Origin of the sequence: Catonella massiliensis, from assembly GCF_016651435.1 — a bacterium.
GTDB lineage: Bacteria > Bacillota > Clostridia > Lachnospirales > Lachnospiraceae > Catonella > Catonella massiliensis.
This window is the reverse complement of sequence record NZ_JAEPRJ010000001.1, coordinates 190,182-202,975: the sequence shown is the minus strand read 5'-3', so window position 1 is coordinate 202,975 and position 12,794 is coordinate 190,182. Positions and strand designations below refer to the sequence as shown.

Annotated in this window: 8 protein-coding genes; 1 reads left to right on the top strand and 7 read right to left on the bottom strand. The window is 38.5% G+C overall.

The annotated features are described in order from the left end of the window. Positions 1-24: 24 nt before the first annotated feature. From JJN12_RS00845 to JJN12_RS00815, 7 genes are all read right to left on the bottom strand, one after another. Complete coding sequence (locus JJN12_RS00845; RefSeq protein WP_236013607.1) at positions 25-273, bottom strand: HPr family phosphocarrier protein; 249 nt, start codon at positions 271-273, stop codon at positions 25-27. A gap of 103 nt (positions 274-376) precedes the next feature. Then, positions 377-580 (bottom strand): divergent PAP2 family protein, encoded by a 204-nt coding sequence (locus JJN12_RS00840; protein WP_208427917.1) that lies wholly within the window; start codon positions 578-580, stop codon positions 377-379. A 15-nt stretch (positions 581-595) separates the two neighbouring features. After that, positions 596-1,939, bottom strand: coding sequence for a replicative DNA helicase (gene dnaB, locus JJN12_RS00835; protein ID WP_208427916.1), 1,344 nt, complete (start codon positions 1,937-1,939; stop codon positions 596-598). A gap of 1 nt (position 1,940) precedes the next feature. Then, on the bottom strand, positions 1,941-2,387 hold the full coding sequence (rplI, locus tag JJN12_RS00830; RefSeq protein WP_208427915.1) for a 50S ribosomal protein L9: 447 nt from the start codon (positions 2,385-2,387) through the stop codon (positions 1,941-1,943). Positions 2,388-2,403: 16 nt separating this feature from the next. Then, the gene (locus JJN12_RS14430; protein WP_328706779.1) at positions 2,404-4,458 is read right to left on the bottom strand and encodes a DHH family phosphoesterase; all 2,055 of its coding nucleotides are present in this window, start codon (positions 4,456-4,458) and stop codon (positions 2,404-2,406) included. 268 nt (positions 4,459-4,726) lie between these two features. Next, positions 4,727-10,555 (bottom strand): Cna B-type domain-containing protein, encoded by a 5,829-nt coding sequence (locus JJN12_RS00820; protein ID WP_208427914.1) that lies wholly within the window; start codon positions 10,553-10,555, stop codon positions 4,727-4,729. Between the two features lie 373 nt (positions 10,556-10,928). Next, positions 10,929-11,159 (bottom strand): hypothetical protein, encoded by a 231-nt coding sequence (locus JJN12_RS00815; RefSeq protein WP_208427913.1) that lies wholly within the window; start codon positions 11,157-11,159, stop codon positions 10,929-10,931. A gap of 297 nt (positions 11,160-11,456) precedes the next feature. Between JJN12_RS00815 and JJN12_RS00810 the strand changes: the two genes are divergently transcribed. Then, a complete protein-coding gene (locus JJN12_RS00810; protein WP_208427912.1) occupies positions 11,457-12,728 on the top strand; it encodes an IS110 family RNA-guided transposase in 1,272 nt (423 codons plus the stop codon). Positions 12,729-12,794 lie beyond the last annotated feature (66 nt).

The following is a 12,794-nucleotide window of genomic DNA, read 5'->3' as shown; positions in this document are numbered from 1 at the left end:
GCAAAAATTTCAATTAGATATTGATTAGCTCCAAAAGCCTGCGAGACAGGCAATGGCATCATCCTCATCCGCTCCGTCAATCTCAATGACCAGCTCTTTACTCTTTATAGCTACGAGAGACATAACACCCATTATGCTCTTAAGATTGATTCTCTTTTCATCTGCAATAGCATAGCTACTGCTTTCAAACTTACAGGCTGTCTGAACTAGCTCTGCAACTGCATCAGGCAACATAGAAAAATCTTTTGAAATAGTCAGTTCTTTTGTACGCATTTTACTCTCCTCACAAATCCTTATACACTATACCATCAAATCCAAAAATCATTTAAACTGAAATAATTTTTATCAACTTGATTTTAACATGAATTATCTGAAATTACAAACAAAAATATATTAAAGTTACAATAATGCCTAAACAAAATCCCACAAGCATCTGAATATGTGTATGTCCTACGAAATCTTTCAGTTTTTCCTCAGGATTTATGTTGTTTTCACCTAAATCTTTATATATTTTAATCAATTCATTTATTACTTTTGTCTTCTCGTCTGTTTCAAGCGTTAGCCTGCTCGCATCAAACATTACTCTGTCAACCTGTCAGTGTTTTTCTCTTTCAATGTTAACAAATTTTGTAAGCTCGCTCTTCCATCCAAGCTTAACGGTTCCAATAGGACCATTTCTCTGCTTACCGATGATAATCTCGGTTACTCCCGGTGTCTCCGTATCCTTATTGTAGTATTCATCCCTATATATGAACATAACCACATCGGCATCCTGCTCTATCGCCCCGGACTCACGAAGGTCAGAAAGCATAGGCCTTTTGTCATCCCTGCTCTCAACCTTTCTTGAAAGCTGGGAAAGTGCTATAATAGGAGCATTTATCTCCCTTGCAAGAGCCTTTAAGGAACGGGATATTTCTGATATCTCCTGCTGTCTGGACTCAGAATGTTTGCTTCCCGCAGTCATAAGCTGAATGTAGTCTATCATCACAAGCCCTAGGTTCTTCTCAAGCTTTAGCTTCCTGCATTTACTTCTAAGCTCAGTTACAGAAATACCAGGAGTATCGTCAATAACAAGATTTGTCCCTCCTATGATTCTTGCACTGTCTACGATGTCTCCCCACTCCTGATCCGAAAGGTCTCCGGTTCTAAGCTTTTGTGAATCCACCCTTGAATTCATGGCAAGAATACGCTTGGCAAGCTGCTCCTTTGACATTTCGAGAGAAAATATGGCTGTAGTCACATTTTTCTTAACAGTCACATATTCAGCTATATTGAGGGCAAAGGCTGTCTTACCCATAGACGGTCTTGCCGCTATCAGAATCAGGTCTGAGTTCTGAAGTCCCGCCATCTTGTAGTCCAGGTCGTGGAATCCTGTAGGTATGCCTGTAACTGTGCCTCCACTTTTTGAGGCAGCGGCTATACTCTCAACAACTGAGATAATTACCTGCTTTATGTCGGTAGAATCAGATACATGGCGCTTTTGAAGCAGGTCAAACACCTTCTTCTCTGTAAGCTGTAAAACATCCTCCAAGGTAGACTCTCCTGCATAACAGTTAAGGGAAATCTCCTCAGTCACCTTGATAAGCTTTCTAAGCAACGAATTCTTGTATACTATTTCTGCATAATGAGCCACATTTACAGAGGTAGGAACAGCCAGCAATAGCTCTCTTAAGACATCTATCTCTATAGCCCCAAGCGGATGTTCCATTTCTCTTATTTTATTCTCTATTGTGACTATATCTATAGGCTTTCCTTCTTTTTCCAGGGAGATAATTGCAGAAAATATAAGGCCGTATCTTTTATCAAAAAAATCGTCCGCTTCAAGCATTTCTGATACAGTAATCACAGTCTCCGGGTCCAAAAGCATGGAGCCTATTACAGATTGCTCTGCTGATTTGCTGTGAGGCGGGGTTTTCTTAATCAGCTCCTCTTCTGCCATCTTATACCTCTTCTTTTACCTCTACACTAAGCTCTCCAACTACCTTAGGGTGGAGCTTTACCTGTATTTTATAATTGCCTGCTGCTTTTATTGCATCACTTATTATCTTCTTCTTGTCTATCTCGATGCCAAGCTGCTTCTTGGTCTCATCCGCAATTTCCTTAGTGGATATCTGGCCAAATACCTTTCCTTCCTTACCTACTCTTATGGAAAGATTAACCACCTTGCCCTTAAGTGCAGCTGCCATGCTCTCAGCCTCCGCAAGGATTTCAGCCTGTTTCTTCTCCTCGTTTAACTTCTGCTGTCTGAGGTCATTTAAGTTCTTCGGACTTGCCTCTACTCCAAGCTTCTTTGGGATGATAAAGTTTCTGGCATAACCGTCATTTGCCTCTACAAGGTCTCCCTTCTTACCGAGGTTTTTCACGTCCTGTAACAAAATAATCTTCATAACATCCTCCTTTTATCTAAACCGATATTTCTCCTGATTCTATGCAGCTATCAAGCAGTTCTTTTACCATAGTTTCTGCCTCTTCTATGGTAACTCCCTTAGGCTGAGCGCCTGCAACAGATAAATGGCCTCCTCCGCCTATCTTTTCCATAAGTAGCTGCACATTCACTTCATCTATCGAACGGGCAGAAATGTATACCTCGTTGTCACAGGAGGTAAATACAAAGGAAGCCTTTACATTAGATATATTCATAAGTTCGTTGGCTACCTTAGCTCCAAGTATAACTCTATTCTTGTCCTTGTTATCGCCCTCTGTATAGGTTGCAAAGGCAAATGCACCGCGGTATATCTCAGCCATACTTGCTATCTTTGCCTTTAATTTGAATTCATCCATCTCTGTCCTGAATTCTTTTCTTATCCTTGTAACCTCAGCTCCATTTCGCCTAAGGAAGGCCGCAGCTTCAAAGGTTCTTGCACCCGTTTTTACAAGGAAGTTATTGGTATCAATCATTATACCTGAGTACATTGCAGCCGCCTCTGTAGATGTCATCTTCACATCCAGATCTATATACTGAAGTATCTCTGCGACCAACTCACAGGAAGAGGAAGCATACTCCTCTATGTAAGAAAGTACAGTATTCTTGATTGTTGTAGGCCCCTGTCTGTGGTGGTCAAGGAGGACTATAGTGCTTACCTTATTAAGCAGCTCCTCACACTCCACAAATTCACTGTTGTTTACATCTACTACCACAAGCATGGTATCCTTATCTACCATAGTAAGAGCCTTCTCACCTGTCACAAAAAGCTCTGATCCGTTTTCAGAGGTAGCCTTCATCCTCTCTATTGTAGGGGCAATAGAAGAAGAAATATCATTAATAACAATATGTGCTGTCTTATTAAATGTTCTACAGATACGGTAAACTCCGATTGCAGCTCCAATGGCGTCAGTATCGCTGTTTTTATGTCCCATAATGAGCACGTTATCCTTAGCCTCTATAAGTTCGCTAAGTGCATGTGCCTTAACACGAGCCTTTACTCTGGTATTGGTTCCTGTACGCTGGCTTTTGCCTCCAAAGTAGCTTATATTGTTCTTTTCCTTAAGTACTACCTGATCTCCTCCTCGTCCAAGTGCCATATCTATGGCCGCCCTTGCAAAGTCATAGGACTGAGTATAGGACTCCATAGATATACCTATACCAAAGGAGATAGTTACAGCCATGTCATTTCCTATATTTACTCCTTTTACCTCATCTAAAATCGAAAATCTATCCTGTTTTAGCTGATCCAGATATTTATTCTTAAATATAACAATGTACTTATCCTTTTCAAGCTTTCTTGTAACCGCATCTATGCTCTGCATAAACTTGGTTATCTTTCTTTCTACAAGGGCAGAAAGGAGGGAACGCTTAACCTCATCAATGCTCTCAAGTGCTTCTTCATAATTATCTATGTAGAGAAGCCCCATTATCATCCTGTTGTCATAGTTTTCCCTTAAAAGTGCATTTATCTCTGTGATATCATAGAAGAAGGCTGATATGCTTCCATCTTGAAAGCTCCCCTGCTTTGCCTTAATAGCTTCGTCTGCACACCTTCTAAATACGACTCTGTACTCCTTGTCATCCTTCTTTACTACTTCTTCTGCATCCTCGTCTTCCATAGAGCTTAGCGTGTTCTCAAGTTCCGGAAAGATAGCAAGGAGCGACTTCTTATCCACATTTTCTGAGTTTGAAATGTCATAAAAGGCATCATTGAACCAATAAATATTCCCTTTTTCATCCACAATCGCATAAGGCACCTCAAGCTCATTAAGCATAGCCGCCTCTGTATCAGCTACTTCTAAGGCATAGCGGGTAAGCTCTGCCTTAAAGCCAACCTTGCCAAATATGTATATGGCTATAGCTAACAGTGCATATACGAAGATAAAAAGAGTTACAAGTATTGCCACATCTGCATCTATGATGTAGATTGCTGCATTCATCGCTATGAGAATGGTACATAGCACTAAAGGCCAGGCAAAGTAAAGCTTTAATCTTCCTGAAATGCCTGTCTTCCCTTGTTTATCATTTTTCACAACATTATCCTTTCTAACGGCAAAATCCTAGAAGGTCACGGACTTAGCCAAAAAACTATACCTTGAACATCTTTCTTATCCAAGTATAAAACCTCTCAATCATTCCCAGCTGTAATCACGACACTAGGTACTTAGTTTAACACAGAATCTCAAATTTTTCTACTGCCTTGCCAAACCTTTTACATATTGCTTTACTCTGCAAAGAGAGAGAACCCCCTCCCACAGGGAGGGGGCTGAATGCATTGCTGCTATTCATTTGTGTTATTGGTTATCTTCTTCTCCTTATAACAAGGCCGAGTCCGATAAGTCCCAAACCGATAATAGGAAGGAAGTTTCCTGCTTCTCCACCTGTCTTAGGAAGGTTGGCAGATCCCTTTGGAGCCTTATTATCAGTAATTTCAACTGTGTCTTTGTTAGCTTTATTATCTTTCTTTACTTCCTTGCCATCACCCTGTGGTACATCATCTTCGTCGATTTCTGTTACCCCATTGTCTTCATCACCATCATTAACCGGTGTAGCAGGTCCCTGAGGTGAAGGAACATTAGGGATATCTACTACAGGTGAATCAGGATTTGGCGCAGGTGTTGGTGTAGGCGTTGGTATTGGTGTAACTACAGGTACTAACGGTATATTACCACTAGGTATTACAGGTGTTCCTGTAAATGAGTTGCTTATTATAACTACTTTGTCGCCAACTGTACCGTTATCGCTAACTGTAACTGCATATACTCCACCATTTATACCTAAAGAATAGTTCATGGTTTCTACAGGTGTAAGATTAAATGTGATAGGAGTTTCACCAATCTTTGTTTCGTAAACATAATATACAATCTGTTTACCATCATTATCAAGTCTTGGAAGTTCTGCAAATGTTGCAACTGTGTTTTCATCCGTCCCATTTAATGTAACGGTTTTGCCTGTTGGTACAAGGTTTTCACCCTGTTTGGTATATAATGTAAACTCAACAGTCTGTCTAGGTGTAGCTCCAACCCAGTTCTTAACTGCGGTAACATCAATTAGTGTATAATCATTTGAGATTACAACATTGTCTGTTCCGTTACAATCAATGTACGCATTGTATCTTCCAATCGTGTACCCATTCTCACCGCTTATTTGATCCAGACTGGTGATTTCTTTTGTATAATCACCAACTCCAACCTCAGCTACATAGTACTCAATCTGGTCACCGTCATTATTAAACTTGTCAAGGTCTGCAAATTTTCCGTTCCAATTGTTGTTAGCATCTAATGTCAGGTCTGTAGCATCGCTTACAGGAACCAGATATTCTCCTGCTTTTATAAAGAGTCTCACCCTAACAGGTTTTACATATTCCGAGTTATCAGGTATGAGCCATTTCTTCGTAACATTGATGTTTACCTTTTCTTCCGGCTTAACTTCTTTATTATCGGCTGTATTAAGGATATAGAAACCATATTCTTCACCTTCTGCATCCCCTATTAACTCAGCAATACTAACCTCATATTCACCTATCTGGTAGCCCTCATTGTACATATTAGGGCTTAGCTTACTCTCGTCAATCTTTACATCCCCAACTGATGTTTCAAAAGCGTAGTAGATGATTTCATTTCCATCTTTATCGTTCTTTGGAACTGTAAACTCTGTCTGCCAGAAATTCTCCTCTCTAAGTTCAGTCTCTCCATCTTCTACAGGAACAATCTCGCCCTTGGCAGCATCAAGTTTATAAAGTTTTACTGTTACAGGCTTTCTTTCAGCACCCTCGCTCCAGCCTTTTACAACGTTGATTGTGCGATTATCAGGATTATCATTGTTTGCATTTACAATGCTATTCTTGATAGTGATGGTCTGAGACTTAGTTATATTTTCGGCATCTTCCGCAGTAATCTCAAATGCAGAATGATAATACTTCTTGGCACTTGGACCAGGCTCAACCTCGTCTCCGTTTATTTCAGTCTCAACTACTGTATAGTTAATCTCATTACCCTCAGCATTGTAAAGAGGTAAATTCTTAAAACTCTTTGTCCAGCCATTAGCGTCGTTTAGCAAAAAGCTCCTACCATTCATATCAGAACGAGAATCATCTGTGATTCTGATTTTCACTGAATGTTTTGCAATATCAGGAACATTTTTACCCCATTCCTTATTTACAGTTAAGTCAATAAGTTCTGTGTTGGTAATATTGCCTTTGTCATCATAGGAAACTTTGTAATTAGTATCACCTAATTTCACATTGGTGCCACCCTTAAGAGCATTTGCTTCTCCGTCAACTTCCTTGATCACATAATTTATTTTGTTTCCATTTTCATCAACAGAAGCAACATTCTTAAAGGTTACCTTCCACTTTGAACTATTACTATCCTCAACCTCATAATTTTCTTTGCCGACCTGTACGAGTCCCTCTGCAGTTACCTTAAAAAGTCCGAAGTGTACAAGCCCACTCTCAGGAACTTTTCCAAACCATGTCTTGGTTACTGAAATATCAGTCTTTGTTATATCTGTATTTGTGAAGTTGTAGGTATTAGGAGTATCCTGAGCAGGAGTACCAACTACTTTAAATGTACGTCCTTCTAATTTAACTTCATCTGACGCAGAATTTCCTGACGAATCAAGCTCTTTAACTTCATACTGTATTTTTTCAGCCTTATCGCCTACAAGCTTATATTCAGGATATTCGCCCTTAAATGTTCCTTCCCATACAGCTTGTGTCTGAGCGGGAGCCTTTACGTCTTTAGCTGAAAGCTCAAGTGTGCCTACTTTATTGGTACCGTCAAACAATCCAAAGCTAACCTTTGAAGTAGGCTCGCCTACCCATGTCTTATGTACTGTAAAGTTCTTATCCTTTCCAATCATCTTGGTATTGGTGAAGGTAACTATCTGGTTGGCAGTATCTCCAGCAGGAGTAACAAAGGTTAATGTCTTAACCGCATTGTCAGCTTTATAACCCTGGATTTCCTTTTCTGTAATTGTATACTGAATTGGATTTCCTTCTACATCATACACAGGAAGAAGCTTATCATATTTCCACCCGTTTTCATTCCTAAGTAGAATGTCAAAATTAATCTCACCCGCTGCAACAATAACTGTAACAGGAGCTTTTTCTTCGCTTATCCATTCTTTCTTAAGAGTAAGCTTTTTCTCAACCCTAACGTTAGTGAATGTAGCTGTATCACCAGCTTTAACCTCTATGGAATTATCACCTTTTAATGTATAGGCTTTGTTAGTAACTTCTTCTACAATGTAGTCAATGAGATTAGCGTCATCATCATATTTGCGAAGTCCCTTTACTTCATAAGTCCAAGTTACATGTCCATTAGGATCAACTATCTCCTTTAGGCCTTCAGTAGCGGCACTAAGTACAACAGTCTGAGCATCTTTAGTTTTTTTGTTGATGAACTTAAATGTAGCGTTGTTGCCTACGCCGCCAATCCATACCTTCTTAAGTGTTACGCTTATAGTATCTTCTTTAAGTTTTTTATAAGTATTTGTAACTACTATGTTTCCTTCGTTATCCTTGGTTACATTTGCTTCAAACCCTGTTTCAACACTATTTTCGTTTACAGAATAGTCTATCTTATTACCCTCTGTATCTGTTTCAGGAAGATTGGTATATACTACCTTATGTTCTGTATCATTTTTAATTTTCTTTATAGCGTCTTTTCTGTTTGAAACCTTACCGTTTTCAGTAAGAACTACTACTACATCCTTCTTTAAGCTCTCAGGTGTATCCTTCCACTGCTTTGTAACGGCAATGTTCTTTGTATTTCTAGTATTTGTGAACTCAACCGCTTCACTGTTTGCTGTTATTCCAGTAAACTTATTGACATCTGTAGTATAACCTTTTACATTCTTTTCTGATACGGTATAAGCTGCAAGTGTGTTGTCATCGTTGTATTTTGGTAATTCAATTGAATCATACCATCTATCCTGACTTGCCTGTCCAGCCGCAGTCATGGTAAGAGTATACTCTTTACCATCTTTCTCATTCTTAAATACAAAGTTTAATTCCTGTGTACTGCTTCCGCCAACCCAGTTCTTTATAACATCGATAGCAAATTTTACTGTACTTGCATTGGTTGATGTATTAGTTATTGTCGCACCGTTTTCAGTGTATGCATACCATACTTTGTAGTTATACTCACCAAATGTAATCTGTCCGTTTTCTTCTTCTTTTCCGTTGTCAAGAGCTTCTTTGACTGTGTACTTAATTTCATTACCTGCTTCATCATACTTAGGTAAGTTATTAAATGTAGCCTCATTGTTATTAAAAAAGCTTATTTCTTTTGATTTACCATTAGCATAAAGCTTAACTGCAACATCAATCTTTAGTTCATCAGGAGTATTAGCCCAGTCCTTTTTAACTGTAAAATTAATTGTTTCAGTGTTTCTGTTGGTTGCTGTGAAGGTAAGATTACCATCTTTATCAGATGTAGATACAATATCTCCAACCTTAGCATAGTCTTTACCTGCAACCTCTTCTACTGTATATTTGATTTCACTTCCTGCTTTGTACTTAGGTAAATCGTTAATAACCTTTGTCCAGCTATCATCTTTTTTAACTTCAATCTGCTTGTCTAATACGGTATCATCTGCCTTAATATTGAACTTGACAGCATTCACACTGGCAGGAACTTTATCTCCAACCCATTGTTTTTTAATTGTCACCAAAGTCTTAGCTGCATCTGCCTTAACTTCAGGAACATTAAACTTAATTGAAGTTCCTTTTGACGAAGGCACTAATGTGGTTTCACCGTTTGATGGATGAAACTCACCATCTTTCCAATTATCTTTAAGCTTTACTTTATAAGTAACCTCAAGTTTCTCACCTTTATCCAAATTTATATTGGATACCTTGAGTGTATTATTGTTACCTTCACTCGGAACTTCGATATCTGTATTTTCCCTTGAAGTCACTTTAGCTGAGCCCGCAACATATTCAACATATTTGCTCATAGGGTCTGTAATTGTTCCGTTAACCACAATATTATGGTGAATGTCTACAGCAAGGCTTTCTAATATTTTATTTAGCCCTTCAGCCTGAGCTCCAGCATCTAAATAGCTGCCACTGTCAGCAATACCTTTAAGCACATCTCTACCGAGTTTTTTGCCATTTTTAGTTTCAGCGCCGTCCTCTACATTGTCTTCTAATCCGATTCCCACTGAATAAATCTTAACCTTGTCATTCTTTATTACATTAGCAGCCGATATAGTTGCTTTTCTAAAGTACTCGCCCATTAAATTATAAGGCCAGCTTTTAGCTCCCTGCCCATGATGTGATTCGGTGCCGTCACCAAACTTTCCGGTTACTAATTTTACAATATAATTACCATACTTAGAACCGTTATAATACCCCTTTCCTATCCATTTGCCATCTCTCCCACTTGTCTCTCCATGCCAAATTTCATATCCTTTAACTGGTATATTACTATATATACGGCTGTATCCGTTATTGCCTCTTTCCCCAAAATTAGGATGAGTTCCATCAGCAAAAGTAGGCTTACCATCGCTTATCAAAACGATGATTTTTTCTTCTGCATCTCCACCTCTAAGTATTTCATTAGCTAAATTGAGACCGGCCTGTGTATATGTACCACCATTAGCTGTAAGCGTCTGTATTGCCCTGTTAAGGGAATCTTTATTATTGGTCAGATTGCTTTTCTTTTCAGCACCAGAAGCAAAACTTACCAGTCCTATCTTTATATCGCCTTTTCCTGATTCCTTAATCATAGCATTAACAAAGCTTGTTGCTGCTTCTTTTGCATTGCTAATCCTTTTGTCTGTATAATAGTTTCCTGCCTTGGGTTCTCTCATGCTTCCCGAAGTATCAACAACTAAAACAATATCTGTTTTTTTATTTTTCTTCGTTATCTTTTCTGCACCCGTAACTGTAAGCTTAACGTCAAATGTTCCATCTCCATTTTCAGCTAACACTTCTTTATTAATACTAATCCCCTCGTTATCAGCGGTTCCTTGTACAGAACCATAGTTTTTGTAGTTCTTTGCAGGACTTTCATCTGCCTTTACTACACCAGGATTAACCCCGCTTAGCAGATTTATGATCATAAATAAGACCATAAATCTGGCTAGAAATGTTCGTCTTCTCTTCCTCTCACTTCTCATAACGCTACCTCTTTCTTAATAAAAACATTACCTTGAAAAATACATTCTTTAACTGTTTGTATTTGTTAAATAGAATATACTTTTCATGCTAAATGCATTTTAGCACCTTATAGTTACACTTTAGTTACATTTCATATTTTGCTTGAAAAATTCTATAATTATTTATCAGAGTTTTGGTTTTGCACAATTTATTTCTTTGAACTTCACGTATTTTGAAGTATTTCTTTGAATTCTATTGTATGGACGTCATCCATATAATTGCGAAAATTGATTTAAAATAATAATCCCCTTTTGGCTGTGGAATCACCAAAAGGGGATTAACATTCTCAGAATAAATACGATATTGCCAATACTTAATTTTTTCTTAATGAAACTACTGTATCCCATACTGCTTATAAAGCCCATGTCTTAGATTTTCATTTTCCAACACATCTTTTAATACATCATTCTTACCCTCTGTCAATAATCTACTTATTAACCTCGCCAGGCAGCTTTCACCTTCTGCCTTTCCTTCTGCCTTTCCTTCTGCCTTTCCTTCTGCCTTTCCTTCTGCTCTGGCTTCTGCGCTTTTCCTTTCAAATAATGGTTCAAAATATTTTTCCATACTTTTTACCATTCCTTTCGCTTCGCTCAAGGCACAAACAAGTTATGAAAAAATGTTGTGCCTTTCCTCGCTTTGTCTTATAATATCTATATAGGATAGCAATATACTACAGAGCACGGGAGGAGGAGTGGCGAATTTATTTTCGACCCCGTATATTTATATGTGCCGTCATCCTTACAAGCACAAACAAGTGGGACATTGAGCCCGGACTCTTATCATTGGTAATAAACCATGTTTATTCAGTCGCAGGATGACAGTCAATGTTGCTATCCTTTTTTTATAAAGGTGGTGATACTTATGATGAAGTTAAAATACTCCATCTGCTGTGGGCTTGATGTCCACAAAAATGTTATCGTTGCAACCATCGTAATCACAAATGCTGATGGAATCTCTGAGTACAAGCAAAAATCATTTTCTACTTTCAACTCAGATATTAGAAAATTTCACAGCTGGCTAATCGAGAATAATTGTTATCATGTATGTATGGAATCCACTGGGAAATATTGGATTCCTATTTTTAATTATCTCGAGAATGACATAGAAGTCTGCCTTACCCATCCTAAATATGTCAAAGCCATCAAGGGAAAGAAAACTGATAAAAAAGACTCCAAATGGATTGCTGACCTCTACAAATTCGACCTTGTCAGATGCTCGTTCATTCCCCCTAAAGACTTCAGACAGCTGCGTGAAATCGCAAGATACCGTTTCAAACTGGTATGTATGAAATCTTCTGAGAAAAACCGCATACAAAACTGCATGACTGTTTCCAATGTCGGCATTGCCAGTGTACTGTCTGATCCTTTTGGCAAAACAGCCACAGAAATCATGTCGTATCTTCTTACACATACTTCTGATTCCATTGATGAAAAAGCTGTCCGCAGACTCATTAAAAAAGGGGCAAAAGCTAAATCCGATGAAATCATTGAGGCAATCAGGGGGTATAACATAGAATCTGATCAGGCTAAAAAGCTTGAACTTGCCCGCAGCCATCTGGAGTATCTTGATGGCATGATTACTCAATCTGAAGTTGAGCTTTATGTAAGGATGAAGCCTTACTACAAGTTCGTTGAACTTGTTTCTACAATGCCTGGGATGACCGAACTAAGTTCAACAATCGTTCTTGCCGAAACAGGCGTAGATATGAGCATCTTTGATGACGCAAAGCATCTGTGCTCATGGTGTGGGCTTTCACCTACTAACAATGAGTCAGCCGGTAAAAAGAAGTCTGTGCGGATTTCAAAAGCAGGAGATTACTTAAAGCCTATGATGGTACAATGTGCGCTTGCAGCAATCAAGAGCAAAAAGCAGACCTATTTTGCAATCAAATATGGTCGAGTTAAAAAACGCCGTGGTCATAAGAAAGCAATCATTGCCATAGCACGAATGATGATAGTATGCATTTATCACATGGTTTCAGAAGAAAAACCGTTTAATCCTATTGATTATGAAGAACTTATGTCTCCGAAAAATCAAATAGAGCGTGTGATTCTAAATGAAAACAATGTCTTTGCTTATCTTGAAAGCCTTGGTTATGATAGCTCAAAGTTAGTAAAACGCAACGATAACTAACATTTATTTATATAGTTACCAATTTTAGGGATCTTGCGACCCCTTATATAAGTGCGCCCAAAAATA

Excerpts from the sequence above, each read along its gene's own strand:
- JJN12_RS00845 (WP_236013607.1), bottom strand. The coding sequence starts at position 273 with ATGCGTACAAAAGAACTGACTATTTCAAAAGATTTTTCTATGTTGCCT.
- JJN12_RS00840 (WP_208427917.1), bottom strand. The coding sequence starts at position 580 with ATGTTTGATGCGAGCAGGCTAACGCTTGAAACAGACGAGAAGACAAAA.
- dnaB (WP_208427916.1), bottom strand. The coding sequence starts at position 1,939 with ATGGCAGAAGAGGAGCTGATTAAGAAAACCCCGCCTCACAGCAAATCA.
- rplI (WP_208427915.1), bottom strand. The coding sequence starts at position 2,387 with ATGAAGATTATTTTGTTACAGGACGTGAAAAACCTCGGTAAGAAGGGA.
- JJN12_RS00820 (WP_208427914.1), bottom strand. The coding sequence starts at position 10,555 with ATGAGAAGTGAGAGGAAGAGAAGACGAACATTTCTAGCCAGATTTATG.
- JJN12_RS00815 (WP_208427913.1), bottom strand. The coding sequence starts at position 11,159 with ATGGAAAAATATTTTGAACCATTATTTGAAAGGAAAAGCGCAGAAGCC.
- JJN12_RS00810 (WP_208427912.1), top strand. The coding sequence starts at position 11,457 with ATGATGAAGTTAAAATACTCCATCTGCTGTGGGCTTGATGTCCACAAA.